Annotated in this window: 15 protein-coding genes; 4 read left to right on the forward strand and 11 right to left on the reverse strand. The window is 49.7% G+C overall.

Going from position 1 to position 18,031, the window contains the following annotated elements; all coding sequences use genetic code 11:
• Positions 1-786, forward strand: a 786-nt coding sequence (locus HMPREF0645_RS08820) for a DNA polymerase (protein WP_007174625.1), incomplete at its 5' end; no start/stop codon positions are given.
• A gap of 207 nt (positions 787-993) precedes the next feature.
• On the opposite strand, the gene HMPREF0645_RS08825 is transcribed toward HMPREF0645_RS08820, so the two are convergent.
• Genes HMPREF0645_RS08825 through HMPREF0645_RS08835 form a run of 3 tightly spaced genes read right to left on the reverse strand, consistent with a single transcriptional unit; the run spans position 994 to position 4,326 of the window.
• Positions 994-1,905, reverse strand: a complete 912-nt coding sequence (locus HMPREF0645_RS08825; protein ID WP_156777895.1) for a PLP-dependent aminotransferase family protein — start codon at positions 1,903-1,905, stop codon at positions 994-996.
• Positions 1,906-1,909: 4 nt separating this feature from the next.
• The gene (locus HMPREF0645_RS08830) at positions 1,910-3,304 is read right to left on the reverse strand and encodes an MBOAT family O-acyltransferase (RefSeq protein ID WP_007174627.1); all 1,395 of its coding nucleotides are present in this window, start codon (positions 3,302-3,304) and stop codon (positions 1,910-1,912) included.
• Positions 3,305-3,363: 59 nt separating this feature from the next.
• A complete protein-coding gene (locus tag HMPREF0645_RS08835; RefSeq protein ID WP_044123533.1) occupies positions 3,364-4,326 on the reverse strand; it encodes a cation diffusion facilitator family transporter in 963 nt (320 codons plus the stop codon).
• Between the two features lie 404 nt (positions 4,327-4,730).
• Here HMPREF0645_RS08835 and HMPREF0645_RS08840 point away from each other — a divergent pair, with 404 nt between their 5' ends.
• Entirely contained in the window at positions 4,731-6,743 is a 2,013-nt protein-coding gene (locus tag HMPREF0645_RS08840) for a BspA family leucine-rich repeat surface protein (RefSeq protein WP_044123534.1), read from the forward strand.
• A gap of 482 nt (positions 6,744-7,225) precedes the next feature.
• On the opposite strand, the gene HMPREF0645_RS08845 is transcribed toward HMPREF0645_RS08840, so the two are convergent.
• Both HMPREF0645_RS08845 and HMPREF0645_RS08850 read right to left on the reverse strand, forming a co-directional pair.
• A complete protein-coding gene (locus tag HMPREF0645_RS08845) occupies positions 7,226-9,487 on the reverse strand; it encodes a hypothetical protein (protein ID WP_007174631.1) in 2,262 nt (753 codons plus the stop codon).
• A complete protein-coding gene (locus tag HMPREF0645_RS08850) occupies positions 9,462-10,388 on the reverse strand; it encodes a hypothetical protein (RefSeq protein ID WP_007174632.1) in 927 nt (308 codons plus the stop codon). The genes HMPREF0645_RS08845 and HMPREF0645_RS08850 overlap by 26 nt, the downstream gene beginning before the upstream one ends.
• 226 nt (positions 10,389-10,614) lie before the next feature.
• Between HMPREF0645_RS08850 and ychF the strand changes: the two genes are divergently transcribed.
• Positions 10,615-11,718 carry a redox-regulated ATPase YchF gene (ychF, locus tag HMPREF0645_RS08855; RefSeq protein WP_007174633.1) on the forward strand — a complete coding sequence of 368 codons (1,104 nt, stop codon included), beginning with the start codon at positions 10,615-10,617 and terminating at the stop codon, positions 11,716-11,718.
• A gap of 220 nt (positions 11,719-11,938) precedes the next feature.
• Positions 11,939-12,793, forward strand: a complete 855-nt coding sequence (gene lgt / locus HMPREF0645_RS08860; RefSeq protein WP_044123489.1) for a prolipoprotein diacylglyceryl transferase — start codon at positions 11,939-11,941, stop codon at positions 12,791-12,793.
• A 113-nt stretch (positions 12,794-12,906) separates the two neighbouring features.
• On the opposite strand, the gene HMPREF0645_RS08865 is transcribed toward lgt, so the two are convergent.
• From HMPREF0645_RS08865 to purE, 6 genes are all read right to left on the reverse strand, one after another.
• Positions 12,907-13,356, reverse strand: a complete 450-nt coding sequence (locus HMPREF0645_RS08865) for a DUF4252 domain-containing protein (protein ID WP_007174635.1) — start codon at positions 13,354-13,356, stop codon at positions 12,907-12,909.
• A complete protein-coding gene (locus HMPREF0645_RS08870; RefSeq protein ID WP_044123535.1) occupies positions 13,353-13,841 on the reverse strand; it encodes a hypothetical protein in 489 nt (162 codons plus the stop codon). The genes HMPREF0645_RS08865 and HMPREF0645_RS08870 overlap by 4 nt, the downstream gene beginning before the upstream one ends.
• Before the next feature lie 20 nt (positions 13,842-13,861).
• Positions 13,862-14,362: an RNA polymerase sigma factor gene (locus HMPREF0645_RS08875; protein WP_007174637.1), complete on the reverse strand. Its 501-nt coding sequence runs from the start codon at positions 14,360-14,362 to the stop codon at positions 13,862-13,864.
• Between the two features lie 39 nt (positions 14,363-14,401).
• Positions 14,402-15,409: an aldo/keto reductase gene (locus tag HMPREF0645_RS08880; protein WP_007174638.1), complete on the reverse strand. Its 1,008-nt coding sequence runs from the start codon at positions 15,407-15,409 to the stop codon at positions 14,402-14,404.
• 89 nt (positions 15,410-15,498) lie between these two features.
• Entirely contained in the window at positions 15,499-17,433 is a 1,935-nt protein-coding gene (locus tag HMPREF0645_RS08885; RefSeq protein WP_007174639.1) for a 4-hydroxy-3-methylbut-2-en-1-yl diphosphate synthase, read from the reverse strand.
• A gap of 58 nt (positions 17,434-17,491) precedes the next feature.
• Entirely contained in the window at positions 17,492-18,001 is a 510-nt protein-coding gene (gene purE / locus HMPREF0645_RS08890; protein ID WP_007174640.1) for a 5-(carboxyamino)imidazole ribonucleotide mutase, read from the reverse strand.
• Between the last annotated feature and the right edge of the window lie 30 nt (positions 18,002-18,031).

Genomic DNA, 18,031 nt, shown 5'->3' on the forward strand with positions numbered 1-18,031 from the left:
CGACTCTCTTCGAGCGATCCCAACCTACAGAACATCCCCGTCCGCGACGACGATGGCAAGGAGATACGCAAGTGTTTCATCCCTGAGCCGAGCTGCAAGTTCTTCTCGGCCGACTACAGTCAGATCGAACTCCGCATCATGGCGCATCTCAGCTGCGATGAAAACATGATGGAAGCCTTCCGCGAGGGGTTTGATATTCATCGTGCTACGGCCTCTAAGATTTGGAAAGAAGCCATGGACGAGGTGACCGATAGTCAGCGCAAACAGGCCAAACAGGCCAACTTCGGTATCATTTACGGCATCACGACCTACGGATTGGCCCAGCGTATGGGCATCGATAACGGTGAGGCACGCCAGCTCATTGACGATTATTTCACTACCTTCCCAAAGGTGAAGGAGTATATGGAGAAAGCGAAGGAGATAGCTCGCGAACGCGGATACGCCGAGACACTGTTCGGCCGCCGGCGCTATCTGCCCGACATCAACTCCAAAAACGGCACTGTACGCGGTTTCGCTGAGCGTAACGCCATCAACGCCCCGATACAGGGCAGTGAGGCCGACATCATCAAACTCGCCATGATACGAATCTGGAAGCGCTTCAAAAAGGAGGGAATCCGCTCGCGTATGATACTCCAAGTGCACGACGAACTCAACTTCTCCGTCTATCCTGACGAAGCTGAGAAGGTAGAGAAAATCGTCCTTGAGGAAATGCAAGGCGCCTATCCTCTCCATGTCCCCCTCATCGCCGAGGCAGGATGGGGAGATAATTGGCTGGAAGCACATTGATAATTCATAATTCAAAATTCATAATTCACAATTGGGCTGCGCGGAGTAATTGATAATTCTAAATTCACAATTCATAATTCAGAATTGGGCTGCGCGATGTAATTCAAAATTCACAATTCATAATTCATAATTGGGCTGCGCGGGGACAATTCACAATTCACAATTCATAATTCAGAATTGGGCTGCGCGATGTAATTCAAAATTTTATCATCGAACAGCGTTCAGGACATCTCTTATAATGCCGCATATCGAGCGGGTGTAACGCGTGGCACCCTCATCGTTGAGATGAACATTGTCGATAAACAGAGACGGGTTGTGCGAGATGTCGGGGTCGCTGTTTCGGTTCACAAAAGCAACACCATGCTCTTGACACAGCTGTTGCACCATGGAATAGTTCCTGTCGCCTGCCTTGATTTCATATTCAGGCGACACGAAAACAACTAATTTTGTTTGAGGAGCAAACTCGCTGATAAATTTTTTCAAGAAAGACAGCTTCACTGAGTCTACAGTGCTGTCTTTCGTAGGTGCCTTGGGCTTGGTGTAAGCGGGGTTCAACCGACCGAATTTCGGAATATAACCATATTGAGCCGTCAGGTTTTTCTTTTGCCATTCGTCTCCTATAATATGAAAAACCAACGAGTTATACGGGTAAATATGACTCATCATCTTCAGCTTTTCCATATTTCCAAGCCGATAGAGAATGGAGTCGGCACATCCGCGATGATTCAGGGTGCGTATTTCGCCAAGGAAACGCGAGTTGTCGGACGTTTCCACATCGTATGCATACGTCAATTCGTAGACGATCATTTTGGGCATATACCGCTCTGTCATGGCGCGCAAAAGGGCATAATGATAGATAATCCCCTGCCCTCCCTGTCCGCAATTATAGCAGCTTAGTCCTGTCGAATCGCTGATCACCTGCGGAACATAGTGATGCAAAGCACGCGACGAACCCAAGATGATGATATCGCTTTTAACGTGGTTTACGATCTCGTTTTTCCTTCCAATGGCTCCATAACGAGTATGTTCATATCCCGTTTTCAGCATGAATCCCACCGCGCGATCCAGGACAAATATCACAGCAAATGCACCCATCAAAGTGACTAAAAATCTTTTCATCTCATTAAAAACTAATATAAATGAATTGACCGGCATCGAAAACACCAAACAAGAGTATCAATACGACGGTGAAAATCATGGCCGGCACAGTCCATTTTCTGCCTTTGAACAAGGCGGGGAACCATTCGTCTCTCACATCCTTGGCGACGACAAGACTCCCCATGACAGCCATGGTCAACACGGTGGCTTTCATATCGCGGTTGTCCGGTATCTGCAATATGAATCTATGGTCAGAAAGCATGTGCGAGCATAGGTGGAAAGCCTCACGAACAGTAGGCACCCTAAACAGAATCCACAACAGGCTCGCCAATATAAACGTGACCACGATGCCAACAGCATTTACCAGCCGGTTGCAGCGTTCTTTGTATTGGCGCACCCGTCTGTCCGCGATGACAAAAAGTCCATGCAGGACACCCCACAGCAGATAGGTGTATGCGGCTCCGTGCCACAGTCCACTGATCAGAAACGTAACGAGTAGATTTCGCCGAATTTTCCAACGGCTTGTCCGGCTCCCTCCCATCGGAATATACACATAGTCGCGCAACCATGTCGACAAGGTGATGTGCCAGCGTCGCCAAAACTCGCCGAAACCAAACGAAAAATACGGTCGGGCAAAGTTGTCGCGAATGCGAAAGCCGAGTATATTGGCACAGCCAATGGCCAGCAGCGAATAACCCGCGAAATCGGTATATATCTGTATGGAATAACACAGGGTGGCAAAAAATACAGTAAGACCGGTGAAGGCGTCTGGCTGTCCGTACACCGTGTCTACAAACAACCCAAACCTGTCGGCCACAGCAACCTTCAGAAACATGCCCCACACCATGAATTTACACCCTTGAGCCATCAGGCCAGTATCAACCGGTCTTCTCACTTGCTTAACCTGAGGCATCAGATCGGCATATCGACTTATCGGCCCTGAGAGTATTTGCGGGAAAAAAGAAATAAACAAACTGTGGTGCAGAAGATTTTGTTCTGCTTTGATCTGATGCCGGTAAACATCAAATACGTACCCGAGAGCCTGAAACGTGTAAAACGAAATGCCTATGGGGATAGCCCAATTCAGCCCGGGCAACGAAATATCCGAAAAGACAGACGGGAGCATATCCCTTAACACCTGATTGAAAAACGAATAGTATTTAAAAAAGAGCAATGGCAGCAACACCACCGTCACGCCGATCCAAATGGAGATTTTTCGTTGTCGTTCGAAGATGCGGGCCGTAAAAAACGATGCCAGTATCACCCACAGCAAAAACACCAAATACACGGGTTTCCAAATGGCATAGAACAGGAAACTGATCAACAACAAATAGCTGTTGCGAAGCTTAAACGGAAGAATATAGTAGAGCAGACAGACTATGGGGAAAAAAACGACAAACAGCAGGGAATTAAAAGCCATGGCAGGATAGTTGAACCGCAGTCCGATTTAAAAAGTTAAACGATCTTACTCAGAATATATTAGTATTTTTCAGCATGTCCCGAAACGATCTTGTCAGGCTTCTCATACTTCCCATTCACCTTTTCAGGCTCGATGTGCAGCGTGATGATTGATTTCTGACCGAACTTGTCGTGCAGGCGACGCTCAATGTTCGTGGCATGTTCATGCGCCTCATAGAGCGAGATGGAGCCTGGCATGCGGAAATGCATTTCTATGGCGATACGGTTGCCGATATTGCGGGTGCGCAGGCTGTGCACATCTGCTACCATCGGCTCCTGCATCACCAAGGCTACAATCTCCTTTTCCAGACTGTCGGGCAAGCTGGCCTCGAGCAGTTCGCTGGTCGATTGCTTGATCAGTCCATAGGCTGCTTTCAGGATAAACACACTCACCACAATGGCTGCCAAGGGGTCCAACACCGCCCATTTCGGGCCTAAAAGGATGGCACCACCAATGCCTACGGCCGTACCTATCGACGAGAACGCGTCCGTTCGGTGGTGCCACGCATTGGCCACCACAGCCTGCGACTCCACTCGCTCCCCCACTCTATTGGTAAACCTAAAAGCCCATTCCTTCAGCACGATGCTCAACAAGGCCACCACCAATGCTATCCATCCCGGCGTGGCAAGCTGTTCGCCCTGTATGGCCGACCACGTTTTCATCACCCCGTTGTAACATATCATCACGCCCACAGCCATCAGAGCCAGTCCGACAAAGGCTGTGGCCAACGTCTCGTATTTGCCATGCCCATAATCGTGGTCGTGGTCGCTCGGCCGGTTGCTGAGCTTGACAAACACCAGCACCACGATATCGGTCAGGAAATCGGACAGCGAATGCACAGCGTCGGCTATCATAGCAGCCGACCCGCCCACAATGCCCGACACGAACTTAAGCACCAGCAGCACCGAGTTGATGATGCTTCCGGCTATGGTAACACGATATATGGAATGTTCTCGCTGACGGTCGGAATCAGATTTTTCTATCAATGTTTTGAGATTAAAGGGTTGCAGCTGCAAATATAGTGATTTTTAACTACACGCTGTGTACACCTTTAGAATATCTGCAAAATAACATGACGCTCAATCTCATTTTCTAATGTAGGTGGCGGCTCACTCACTTGAAACGATTAATCATTCAAATATTTTAGGGTAAACCGTTGTTTTTCTGGTTTTTATATTTAATTTTGTATTCGTATTCACCTTCTGCGACACGCAACCGATATGGCTAAGGTGAGATTTCCGATGCAGGAACATCATCTGTTCACGAAAAGATGAATGTTTACTGCAATCCGCAATTGATAGTTAATCGCGGTCACGAGTTTGCCCAAGCCCCCTTTGGGAAACAAGACGGACGGATGACCTATTTTTATTCATCTAAAACCATCATTATGAGAAATTATCTACTTTCACTCCTCGTCGCTCTTTTGGCGGTCACGGGTAGCCTGCCTGCGATAGCACAAGAAGCTTATGCCGTATTAACATCCGACGAGACGCTCACTTTTTATTATGACAATCAGCGTCCCACCCATCAGAATTATGAACGCATCTACGACATGCCCAAACTTTGGGAGAGACCCGCTTGGGCAGGTGATGATAGTAATCCTCAGGAAAATATCAAGCACGTTGTGTTCGATGCCTCCTTTTCCGGGTACCGTCCCTCCAGCACCTACTCTTGGTTCCGATGTTGCATCAATTTGCAGGACATCAAAGGCATACGAAACCTTAACACCGAAAAAGTCACTGACATGAGAAGCATGTTCGATAGTTGCGAAACATTGACATCGCTCGATCTGAGCAAATTCAATACCCAAAACGTCACCGTCATGGGTAGCATGTTCTCTGGCTGCCAGGCATTGACATCGCTCGATGTGAGCAACTTCAATACCCAAAAAGTCACCTACATGAGCGGCATGTTCCGTAACTGCCAGGCATTGACATCGCTCGATCTGAGCAATTTCAATACCCAAAACGTCACTAACATGAGCTACATGTTCTTTGGCTGCCAGGCATTGAGATCGCTCGATGTGAGCAACTTCAATACCCAAAACGTCACCAACATAAGCTACATGTTCTATAACTGCCAGGCATTGACATCGCTCGATGTGAGCAAATTTAATACCCAAAACGTCACCAACATGAGCGGCATATTCTCTTACTGTAGGGCATTGACATCGCTCGATCTGAGCAACTTCAATACCCAAAACGTCACCAACATGAGAAACATGTTCGAATTATGCGAGACATTGACATCGCTCGATGTGAGCAAATTCAAAACCCAAAACGTCACCAACATGGGCAGAATGTTCTCTTGCTGTAGGGCATTGACATCGCTCGACCTGAGCAATTTCAACACCCAAAACGTCACCAACATGAGCGGCATGTTCTCTTACTGTAGGGCATTGACATCGCTCGATGTAAGCAAATTTAATACCCAAAACGTCACCAACATGAGATACATGTTCGATGGTTGCAAAGCATTGACATCGCTCGACTTGAGCAATTTCAATACCCAAAACGTCACCGACATGATGGGCATGTTCTATAGCTGCGAGGCATTGACATCGCTCGATGTGAGCAAATTTAATACCCAAAACGTCACCAACATGAACCGCATGTTCATGCGCTGCTGGAGATTGACATCGCTCGATGTGAGCAAATTCAACACCCAAAACGTCACCGACATAAACTACATGTTCTCTGGCTGCCAGGCATTGACATCGCTCGATCTGAGCAATTTCAACACCCAAAACGTTACCTACATGGACGCAATGTTCTCTGACTGCAAGGCATTGACTTCGCTCGATGTAAGCAACTTTAATACCCAAAACGTCACCGACATGAGTGGCATGTTCGCTCGCTGCGAGGCATTGACATCACTCGATGTAAGCAACTTCAATACCGAAAACGTCACCAACATGGGTGGCATGTTCTATGGCTGCCAGGCATTGACATCACTCGATGTAAGCAACTTCAATACCGAAAACGTCACCAACATGGGTGGCATGTTCTATGGCTGCCAGGCATTGACATCACTTGACCTAAGCAACATCAATACCCAAAACGTCACCAACATGTGCGACATGTTTCGATACTGCACTTCCCTAACCACTATTTTCTGCAAGAGTAACTGGGAGGTTGGCCAAAATGTTAAAGATGAAGGGATGTTTCAATACTGTAGACAACTGAAAGGAACCAACACTTCGTTCAACGAATACAAAACCGGCATTGAGATGGCTAACCCCTTCACGGGTTATTTCACAAGCAAGACTACAGGTATTGACAACGTGAAGACTGCCGACCGGGCAGGCGATGGCAAAGCATACGACCTCAGCGGCCGTCGTGTGAACGAGAGCTACAAAGGCATCGTTATTAAGAACGGAAAGAAATATATTCAGAAATAGAAGTTCTATCCCAACCTAACAAAACACTCCACTCCACCCTCCTATAGAAGAGACGGTGTGGAGTGTTTTTGAATGGTTACAAACAACGACGGAGATAAATTCCGAAAGCATTAGAACTATGCTAATTTTCTTGACAAACACCCCGTTATGCTTCGCGTATTCTAAAATAAATATCCCGGAGCTCGAAATACGAGAAAATTGCGCCTGTTTGTAACAATCTATCCATCAGGCACTTAGTAAAAACAGACTTAAAAGTCTTATTTTACCCATCGCGGTTGCATATCTAATGGCACTGCGATGAGGGCTTATTCGTCATGCGATACGGCCTTTGTCGCCGTGCCGTTAAGCCTTATCCGCACCGCCAAAAAGGCTTAATCGCATTTCCACAGAATTTTTCTGACGGTCGGAACATATTTTGGCCGTCAAAACATGGCTCATTTTTCTCTGGATGCTCCGAAAAAAATCACCGGAATTTTGTCATTCTATTTGACATATCGCGCATTATCGTAACGAAAAAATGAGACGGGAAACGTCAGTCTGGTTCGCTCGAAAGCCTTGAGTTCCTCACAATGGGAAACATAAGGAGCAATGCGCTCGGCATTGTCGTGCGCAAACTCCGCGAGTCGCATCATGGCTCGGTATTGTCGCGAAGCAGGACGCACGGAAAGATTACCAAGGTCGTGATACACCCCGATGGTGCCGTCCCACCCTTTCTCATACCACGAATCCTGCGGAATAAAGGCCAGGGCGTAAAGGCTTTTCTGCTTCAACGAGAAGTCTGTCGAGCACACACTCTCTTCCAACAGGTTGATGGCATGGGCCACGAAGTCCATGTTGCCCGTCTTGGTGCTGTCTTGCGCAGAGCTGAGACCATACTGCGTGAGCCACCAGCAGTCGCCCAGATAACTGGCCTGATAATAGAGCGAGGCCAGTTCGTAGGCCTTTTCGAGACGCTGCTCCGATGGGCGCATGTTGCGATAAAGATGCTGCGCAGCAAGAATATGACGGCAAAACTCCACTTTCCGGTTTGTGGTAAGCAGGGGCATGTAACCCTCAAACTCGTCCTCCGCTTTCTGTTTGGACAGCCACCGCTCCGTCTCATAGCTGCAATGACGGACATAGGGCACGATGTTCTGAGTGTTGAGAAAGGCCATACTCACCTTTTCAAGATAGGGAATGGCCTCGGCAAACCTCCCCCTTGCCATGAGTTTGGTGCCGATCAGGTCGTTGTAATAATCGGCATCGCGATAGCATTTGGCCCACACATAGCGTTGCAGGGCATCCTTGGGCTTCTTGCTGAGGAAACGCGCGTAATGCTTGAGCTGCTCCACATTAACGCTGTCGAGAGCCTCGAAATACTCGCCAAAATAGTCTGAGTTCCATGGCTTGTCGGCGGCCTTGAAGTCGGGATGCCGCCAGTTGGGCATACCCACAATGCGATTGAACTCGTTATCCATCATGCAGAGCATCGCCATGGCCATCGTGTGGTCGCCCGATTTGAAATAGCGGGGCACCAATCCGTTGTACACAATGCGTTCTTTCACGTCGCGATAGTGGTCGTCGGTCAGCACGCTGTCGGTTATATCTTGCTTCGACTTGGCATCAAGCCACTGCAATTCGGCCGCTATCCATTGACGATACTTCTTTTTCATCGGCTCCACAAACACCGAGTTGGCCGCATAGATGGCGCGCGCATTGTCCTTCATGCGCGGCGTTCCGTTGAGGGTGAGCGCTTTGGCGAGGTCTATTTTAGCCTGTTGATAGTCGCCCATTTGGTGTTCCAGACAACCTATGGCCGACATCCACAGGCAGGGTGTGCGGCTCTTTCCCCCGGCCACCACCCTACGGGCAAAATCGATAAACTGCCGAGCTTCGGGTTTATAGATGGGCTGTGCACCTATCTCCCTAATCCAGTTCACCTTGTCGGAATCCTCCGGATAAACTTCTTTCGAGAGCCATTCGTTGGCATAGACATCCTGCGTTTCCTGCAAATTGTTCACAAAGTCCTGCACAAGATAGGGCAACGTGGGCGAATTGGGATTTTCGGCAAACACCTTGCTGATACCGGCAAGGTTGCGATAGTTGCGCACGCTGTATTGCAAACTTGCGAAGTCTTCCTGCGCAGCATAGATTTCCACAGCCTCACGACGTTGCCCAAGGCGCAGGAGACAGCCCGCATAGAGGTTTTGCATCAGGTCTCGGTAGACACTTTGTGGCAGTTTTTGTCCCTGTCGCGTCCAACAGTTCATGGCCTCGCGATATTGTTTCAGGGCGAAATGCGTGCGCATCACCATCAGCATATATTGCGCGCGAAACCTTCTTCCCTTGTATTTTCGGGCCTCAGCCTGAAGTTTTCGCATGGTAGCCTGGGTCTGGGCAATTTTCTCCTTCGACGGATATTCCCAAGCGTCGTATAAGACAGAGGCATCAATGTAGGAATTGAGCAACCTGAGGTAGGCCATCATCTCGGTGTCTCCCCTGCGCTTGGCCACATCCATCACCACCTCCCTGCTCCACCGATAGGAAGAAAAACGGGGATCGTTGCCGACGTATTTGTTCCAAAACACCTCGGTCTCGGTTGTGAAACAATCTCCCATCAAGCTGCGATGAAACACGCTGAAAAGGTAATAGTTGTGGGTAGACCACTCGAATGCGCATGCCATCGCGCCGAGACAGGGCATAAGGGCCAAAATAAGGGTAACTAATCCTGTTCGAAAATTAATGCTGCTGATAGATATTTTCATAGTCGTTGGGAGTAAAACGGTTGATATTCTTGTTGTTGAGATGATAGAGTATCACCTCGCTGTTGGCCTCCGGCCGCAGACTATCCACAGCCCGCCGGGCAGCCATGATATCATCAAGTTCCGGCCGGCGCGTGGCTACGCTGTCGCCCTGCAATATGGGCAAATCGTCATCACCGTGCATAATGCCCACATATTTGCCATCGCGGAACAGCACACGCCACGTGAATAGCGGGTAAGCGACGTTGAGGGGCAATTTGTATCGGGGCAAACTGTGCAGATAGGGTCTCACGTCTTTCATGTCGAGAATGGGCTTATGGACGGAGAGTTGGGTGAAATCGCCGGTGTTGTACATCATCAGGGTGCCCTTGTCCACAGGCGGAACTTCGAGCGACAACTGGTGCAGCCGGATGGTGGCCGACAGTGTCAGTCCACGCTCATGGCAGAGGTCGCGCATGCGTCGAAGCATACTGAAATAGCGTTTCTGCGTGCTCATGGTCCAGTCGCAGTCTATCTGTATCTCCTTGATGCCCTTGATGTCGTGCGTTTCGTTCATCTGAAGAATACGGCGAAAAACCTGGTCGGCTATGTCATCAATGCTTCCCGCCCGGAAACGATTGACAATAAACACCACGGGCACAATCTCCACACCTTGCGGCAGGGTGTCGGCAAAGGTGATTGTGGCATTGGGCATGGGGTGCATATCGTCGTCCGGGGTCACGTCGAAATATCTGACGTAGAGTTTTTTCACGTTGTGCAGGCGAAGGAAGGCACGCTCGGCAGAATCGAGTCGGAAAGTGGTGCGCCAGTAATACATGCTGCGGGTGGCATCGTCGTTTGGTTGCCTGCCGCCACAGGCTGCAAGGAGCAAGATACAAAAGAGTGATGTCCAAAGTTTAGTCATTCTCCGGGATTTTTGAATAAAATTATAAAAATACTGACTAACAACAAAAACAATGCGGACAAATATTGGCAAGGAAAGCAAAAAACATCATATTCGAGCCACGACACACGAGTCGCGGCATGAGGGGTATTTATTTCCGGCCAGCACTTTTATAGGTTTTCCCTCGCCTGTTTCCCAATCTTTTTCGTAACTTTGCACGTTAGAATATAAACGTTTATCATAAGCTATGGCATTAAAATGTGGCATCGTAGGGCTCCCCAACGTGGGAAAGTCTACGCTTTTCAACTGTCTGTCGAGCGCCAAGGCACAGGCAGCCAACTTCCCTTTCTGTACGATTGAGCCTAATTTGGGTGTGATCACCGTTCCCGACGAGCGACTGACGAAGCTCGCCGAGATTGTGCATCCGGGGCGCATCGTGCCTGCTACGTGCGAGATTGTGGACATCGCCGGACTGGTGAAAGGTGCTTCCAAAGGTGAAGGGCTGGGCAACAAGTTTCTCGGAAACATTCGCGAATGTGACGCTATCATCCACGTGATACGCTGTTTCGACGATGACAACGTGGTGCGCGAGGGCGGCATGGCGGTAGACCCCATTGCCGACAAGGAGATTATCGACACCGAGCTTCAGCTGAAAGACCTTGAAACCATTGAGGGTCAGCTTGCCAAGACCGAGAAAGCCGCATCGGCAGGCAACAAGGATGCTAAGGTGCTGGTCACCGTGCTGAAAGCCTATAAGGAGGCTCTGGACCAAGGCAAAAACGCGCGCAGCGTGACTTTCGATACCAACGAGGAGGAAAAGGCAGCCCACGACCTGTTTTTGCTCACCACCAAACCCGTGCTCTATGTGTGCAATGTGGACGAGGTCAGTGCCAAGACCGGCAACGAATACAGCAAGAAGATTGAAGAAATGGCTCAAGCAGAAGGGGCTGAAGCCATGGTGATTGCTGCCAAGACGGAGGAAGACATTGCTTCGCTGGAGAGCTATGAGGACAAGAAACTGTTTCTCGATGAGCTGGGATTGGAGGAGAGTGGCGTAAACCGCCTCATTAAAAAGGCCTACAGTCTGCTCAACCTGCAGACCTTTATCACCGCCGGCGAAATGGAGGTGAAGGCCTGGACATTTCACAAGGGTTGGAAGGCTCCGCAGTGTGCAGGCGTGATCCACACCGACTTTGAAAAGGGATTTATCCGCGCTGAGGTCATCAAATACGAGGATTATCTGCACTACGGCTCTGAGGCGGCCATCCGCGAAGCCGGTAAACTCGGCATCGAAGGCAAGGACTATGTGGTGCAGGATGGCGACATCATGCACTTTAGATTCAATGTTTAACAATTCAAAATTCACAATTTTCAATTCACAATTAGGCCATTCGGCAACGAAAAAACAATTATGAATTGTCTCTCCGCACGGCTCATTGTGAATTATGAATTGTGAATTGTGAATTATCAAGCCCGCACGGCTAATTATGAATTGTGAATTGTGACGAGTTGATGAGCTTGCGAATAATTTTGAATTGTCCCAGCGTCAGCCTAATTATGAATTATGAATTATGAATTGTGAATTACTTTACATTGTTTGGAACCCCAGCGAAGTGATGTTCCACATCGGGAGCTTCGGCATCCGGTGGTATTCCATGTGTTGGCTCATGGGGCTTTTGCTCGGCTATCTGCTCATGCATCGCCTCTATAAGGAACAAAAGATTGCCGAAGAAAAGTTTGAGCCGCTCTTCCTGTATATCTTTGTGAGCGTGCTCATCGGTGCCCGTCTGGGTCACTGTTTGTTCTACCAGCCCGAATATTTCCTCTCCTCGTGGGATCATTTCGTCGAAATGATTATCCCCATGCGCCACTTGGCCGACGGCTCCTGGAAGTTTGTGGGCTACGAGGGATTGGCCTCGCACGGCGGAGTGATCGGTATGCTCATTGCCATTTGGCTCTACAGCCGCAACACGAAAGTGCCGGTGTGGGTGGTGCTCGACAATATGGGTATCTGCTCCTGCATCACAGCGACGTTCATCCGACTGGGAAACCTGATGAATTCCGAGATTATCGGCAAGGTGACCGATGTGCCATGGGCGTTCATTTTCCAACGCGTGGACCAATATCCGCGCCATCCGGGCCAACTCTATGAGGCCCTCTCGTATGCCCTATTCTTCTTCATCATCTACGGCGTATACCGCAGAAAACGCGAGAAGGTGGGCACGGGCTATTTCTTCGGACTTTGCATCGCATTGGTGTTTGTGGCTCGTTTCCTCATCGAATACACCAAAGACATTCAGGTGGACTTCGAGTCTGGCATGCTTCTTGACATGGGGCAGCTACTCTCCATTCCTTTCATCATTCTCGGCATCGCCACGATGATAGGTGGAAAATGGATGGGAAAACTCGGTGCAAGGGTGGACTGACCTACCCATAGGACATGAGAAAAGGGATATAACGTAATCCAAAGATTGGCTTTCGTTATATCCCTTTTCCATGTTGGGTGACGCACGGCATTCGCCGCCCCACCCGATGTCTATCAATCGGTTATCGCCCGGATATCCTGCAAGGTAATATCGCCCACGATACTGATAATTTGCAGTTCGCCCTGCTCAGTGTTGTAAAGCACATATTCGTATTTTCCCTTGCCCAATGATCGCATGTAGATCACTGTGATTTGACCTTGCTCCTTATAGCGCATGGCCTCTTCCCAGGGTTTCTTGCCATAGATAGCGAGCGCATCTTTGGATATCTTGGAGATGAGTGCCGAACGTTCACATGACAACACCTGAAGGTTATCAATCTTCGATGCTATCTGCTTGATGTTGCGGTTGCCCACACTGATATTGGGCATCATGCGCAACATGGACTTCGACACGACAACGGTGCTTACACCTTTGGTGTCTTCATATTTCTTGAATAAGGAGTTCTGGGCATGTCCCATGGCACAAAGGACAGTCATGAGAAGGATGAAAATGGATCTTTTCATTGTCTTTTGGTGGTTTCGGTTTGATTTATTTTGTTAAGCCCTTTGTTGATGGCGATGGAGAATTTCGTGAGTGCACGCTCGGTCTCTCCGGCCGCATCGGTGGGGTTGTCGTATGTTTCCCTGAGATTGTTGACGTATGGACGTGCCGTGGTTGGCCGGTTATTGAGATAAGTACCCAAGGTAAAAAGCAACATCAAACTGGCCGCCACGCCCGCTATCCAGCGCAGACTGACCACGCGAGACTGGCGCGATACGCTTTTCTCCACCATGTTCCAACGGTCTATATCCTTGTCCAGACGAGCTTCAAGTCCCTCGGGCACATCGACCTGACCATTGAAGAGCTCACTGAAAAGCTGTTTGTCGGTTTCTAAGTCGCGGGGCGTATCAGCGGTCTGGAAGAATTTTTTGAGCATAGACTCCTCCCATGCCGTGGTCTCAGCATGATAGAATTTTCCGAGCAAATGTCTTGCTTCTTCAGTTGTCATAGTGGTAACGTTTGTATTAATCATGTTCTAATGCCCTTTAATTTCTCTCTGACAGCCTTTCGTGCCCTACTCAGGGCTACTCTTATGTTCACCGCATTAAGCCTCGTGTGTTGCTCTATTTCCTCGTATGTGAGGTCGTTGATGTCGTGAAGTGTGATGATCAGCTGTTGCCTTTCGGGTAATTCCCTAATGATTTCAAGCACCATGGAGGCTTCCTGCTTGGTTGCCAGTTCATCGCTGGCATCGTACTCAGTGCGCATCTGATGGTCGGCCGGCTCCTCATCGTTTTCTTTCAACCGCTTCTTGCGGTGCTGATCATAGAAGAGATTGCGCATGGTGGTCACGGCAAAGGCTGCCGCATTGTCGGGAACCGTAAGTTTGTCGCGCTTCGTCCACAGTCGCATCATCGCGTCCTGGACGAGGTCTTCGGCTGCCTGCTGATTGCCGGTCAATCGCCATGCCGTCGCATACATACGACGATGACAGGGTAGAAAGATCTGTTTGAATTCGGAGGCATCCATCGCTGTTCTATTTGTTTAGACGTAACCTTGTGGGTTTTGTTACATCGAAAGTTGTTGAATTGGTTTCGCCTGAACACATTCCATGTTCTTTTCCAGCTGTGCTGTGCTGCTGGCCCCAACCAAGACACTCGTCACACCGGGCTGTTGGAGAATCCAGGCCAGTGCCATTCCGGCTAAGGATTCACCCCTTTCTGTTGCCGTTTGGTTGAGTTTTTGGAGATAATCAAGGAGTTCAGGCGTTAGTTTATCTTGGGTGAGAAACTGTCCCCGAGCCATTCGGGAATCACTGGGAATGCCATTCAGGTAACGGTCGGTGAGCAGACCCTGTGCCAATGGTGAAAAGCTGATGAAGCCGATGCCATGCTCCCGGCAATAGTCGAGTGTGCCCTTGTTGATGGGTTCACGGTCGAGGAGGTTGAGTCTATCCTGGAAAATGAGCAACGGTACGTCGTGGGCACGTAAGTATTCGTCAGCCTTTTGCAAGGCCTCTAATGGCCAGCGCGAGATTCCCACATAGAGCGCCTTGCCCTGACGGACAATATCGACAAGGGCTTGCAGGGTTTCTTCCAATGGGGTTTCGGGGTCGAAACGATGACTATAGAACAAGTCGACATAGTCAAGGTGCATTCTCCGGAGACTCTGTTCAAGGCTTGCCATGAGGTATTTGCGTGAACCCCAGTTGCCATACGGTCCCGGCCACATGTCGTAGCCGGCCTTGGTGGATATAAAAAGCTCATCTCTGTAGGGGCGGAAGTCATCATCCATGAGCCGACCCATGGTTTCCTCAGCCGACCCATACGGTGGGCCGTAGTTATTGGCGAGGTCGAAATGCGTAATGCCATGGTCGAAAGCATAATGCGTGATGGCTCTGGAACGCTCGTAAGCATCCACTCCTCCAAAGTTGTGCCAAAAACCAAGGCTCACCTTGGGCAACTTGACGCCCGACCGTCCACAGCGGTTATAGAGCTTGTCGGCATCATCATAGCGCGACTCTGAAGGCAAATACGTGCCCTTGAGATCTATTTCTTTTATCGTTCTTTCGTGCATAGCATGGGATGGTTGCAGCTGTCCGGATCGACAGCGAGGTTATTTTCTATGGGGTTATTGGGTCTGTACGCCTTCCGGCTTCGGTCGCCCTACTCCTTTTTTCGGTCGTCACGAATGAGTTTCAACAGGCGATCCACGGCATCTTCCTCGGGAATATTATGCTCCACACATTCCTGCTTGCGGTATAACGACACCTTCCCGGGTCCGGCTCCGACATAGCCATAGTCGGCATCAGCCATCTCGCCGGGACCGTTGACAATGCATCCCATGATGCCAATCTTCAGCCCTTTCAACTCTTTTGTGGCCTCTTTAATCCTGGCTATCGTCGTGCGCAAGTCATAAAGGGTGCGCCCACAACCCGGACAACTGATGTATTCGGTACGTGTCGTGCGAAGTCGGCCGGCCTGAAGAATGCCGAAAGCGGTTTCCTCGATTTCCTCATCAGCGATTCTTCCATCGTTCATCAACCAGATACCGTCGGTCAGTCCGTCCATCATCAGCGCGCCCATATCGGCTGCCGATTGCAACTGGAACTCATCCTTATCGTTCAACCGGTACATTTGGGCAAAGACAACCGGATTTCTCACGCCTGCCGTCATCATCTCATGCACCAGCGCACGCTGCTCGCCAAGCCTGTTCTGGTGGTTGCTTGTGCTAATCACCACGACCTCAGGATGGGCTTTCAAACAAGAAATATACTCCTCCACAGGCGTTCCGAACTGGACAACCAAGAACTTGATATCGGCTTTAACCATTCCGATAAACGGCATGGCAGTAACGGGGAAGATAGGGAACATCGCCATTTCCGGCCTTCCTCCTCCGGAAATAGAAGCTTCCTCCCGATCGTTTAGAGTCGAAGACGAAGTTTGCATCCGTTTGATATAAAGCTGATAATCGACAATATACTTTTGTCCCGGCTTGGGATTTACGGGTTCTTTCCCACCCACATAGATATAGTCTGCTGTCGGTTTCTGTTCCATCATGCCGTCAGCGGAATCCGGAGAAGAATGGGATTCTTCCTGTCGGTCGCTCACAATCACCACCGGAGCCTGCTCCCCTCCGATATTACCAACCGGATTAGTCGGTCTCCGGGTGGGATGAAGCCAGTCGAATCCGGCATATGCCTGTCCGGGGATAACCAGTTGTCCGGCCTTCCTGCCAATATAATCCACAAGATGCCGAGCCACAGGGATCTCATCTTCAGGCTCTTCCGAGAGCGACACACGAATGGTATCGCCAATGCCGTCAGCCAGCAAGGCTCCTATTCCCACGGCACTTTTGATGCGGCCGTCTTCGCCCTCGCCAGCCTCCGTCACTCCCAAATGGAGCGGATAGTGCATATCTTCTTCTTCCATCTTGCCGACAAGAAGCCGCACCGATTGCACCATCACGACTGTATTGCTCGACTTAATGGATATCACAACATCGTCGAAGTGCTGCGTTTTGCAGATACGCAGGAATTCCAAACAGCTCTCCACAATTCCCTCGGGCGTGTCGCCATAGCGATTGCGGATGCGGTCGGACAGCGAACCATGGTTCACGCCAATGCGGATAGCCGTATGGTTCGCCTTGCAAATATTGAGGAAGGGCACGAAACGCTCTTCTATCTTCTTGAGTTCACGCGCATATTCCTCATCCGTATATTCCTGCCGGATGAATTTCCGAGCCGGATCCACATAGTTTCCAGGATTGATGCGCACTTTCTCGGCATAGCAGGCAGCCACGTCAGCCACCTTGGGATTGAAATGAACATCGGCCACCAACGGTGTGGAGAAACCCGCTTGGCGCAGGGCTGCATTGATATTTCTCAGATTCTCAGCCTCGCGAATGCCTTGCGTGGTGAGTCTCACAAGTTCTCCGCCGGCCTTGATGATTCGCTCCGCCTGCGCCACACATGCCTCGGTGTCGTTGGTGTTGGTCGTTGTCATCGACTGTATGCGCACCGGATTGTCGCCCCCCATGTCGATAGCACCGACGTGGACGACCGAAGAGGAGCGACGACGATAATTAAACAGGTCTATCATTCTATTGTTTTGAAAACAGGGAAGAAGGGTGTTGCCGCAACCACCTCTCCCCTACCCTTTAGTTACACTTGTACTCATAGTCCTTGATGGCAGCCAAATCGGCATTTGCCTTCGTGATCTTGCTGCCCAGTCCGGCCTTCCAGGCCTCTACTTTTGCAGCGATCTCATCATCGCCAAGGGCAATCATTTCAGCAGCGAGGATGGCCGCATTCTGTGCGCCGTTCACGCCAACCGTAGCCACAGGAATGCCCGGTGGCATCTGAATGATGCTCAACATGGCATCAAGGCCATCGAGCATACCCTTGATGGGCACGCCAATCACAGGCAGGGGGGTAGATGCTGCAATAACACCCGGCAGGGCAGCAGCCATTCCGGCACCGGCAATAATCACCTTGATGCCGCGCCCTTTGGCTTGTTTTGCAAAATTCTCCACCTCATCCGGCGTGCGGTGCGCTGACAGGGCATTGAGCTCAAAAGGTATCTTCTGATCATTCAACCACTTACAAGCCTTTTCCATAACGGGCAGGTCGCTTGTAGAACCCATGATAATACTAATAATTGGTTTCATATTTTATGTTGTTATAACATGATTCTAAAT

The organism is Hallella bergensis DSM 17361 (assembly GCF_000160535.1).
GTDB classification, from domain to species: domain Bacteria; phylum Bacteroidota; class Bacteroidia; order Bacteroidales; family Bacteroidaceae; genus Prevotella; species Prevotella bergensis.

Bases quoted from the DNA above. Each gene is read 5' to 3' on its own strand.
- HMPREF0645_RS08825 (WP_156777895.1), bottom strand. From the start codon at position 1,905: ATGAAAAGATTTTTAGTCACTTTGATGGGTGCATTTGCTGTGATATTT.
- HMPREF0645_RS08830 (WP_007174627.1), bottom strand. From the start codon at position 3,304: ATGGCTTTTAATTCCCTGCTGTTTGTCGTTTTTTTCCCCATAGTCTGT.
- HMPREF0645_RS08840 (WP_044123534.1), top strand. From the start codon at position 4,731: ATGAGAAATTATCTACTTTCACTCCTCGTCGCTCTTTTGGCGGTCACG.
- HMPREF0645_RS08845 (WP_007174631.1), bottom strand. From the start codon at position 9,487: ATGAAAATATCTATCAGCAGCATTAATTTTCGAACAGGATTAGTTACC.
- HMPREF0645_RS08850 (WP_007174632.1), bottom strand. From the start codon at position 10,388: ATGACTAAACTTTGGACATCACTCTTTTGTATCTTGCTCCTTGCAGCC.
- ychF (WP_007174633.1), top strand. From the start codon at position 10,615: ATGGCATTAAAATGTGGCATCGTAGGGCTCCCCAACGTGGGAAAGTCT.
- lgt (WP_044123489.1), top strand. From the start codon at position 11,939: ATGAATTGTGAATTACTTTACATTGTTTGGAACCCCAGCGAAGTGATG.
- HMPREF0645_RS08865 (WP_007174635.1), bottom strand. From the start codon at position 13,356: ATGAAAAGATCCATTTTCATCCTTCTCATGACTGTCCTTTGTGCCATG.
- HMPREF0645_RS08870 (WP_044123535.1), bottom strand. From the start codon at position 13,841: ATGACAACTGAAGAAGCAAGACATTTGCTCGGAAAATTCTATCATGCT.
- HMPREF0645_RS08875 (WP_007174637.1), bottom strand. From the start codon at position 14,362: ATGGATGCCTCCGAATTCAAACAGATCTTTCTACCCTGTCATCGTCGT.
- HMPREF0645_RS08880 (WP_007174638.1), bottom strand. From the start codon at position 15,409: ATGCACGAAAGAACGATAAAAGAAATAGATCTCAAGGGCACGTATTTG.
- HMPREF0645_RS08885 (WP_007174639.1), bottom strand. From the start codon at position 17,433: ATGATAGACCTGTTTAATTATCGTCGTCGCTCCTCTTCGGTCGTCCAC.
- purE (WP_007174640.1), bottom strand. From the start codon at position 18,001: ATGAAACCAATTATTAGTATTATCATGGGTTCTACAAGCGACCTGCCC.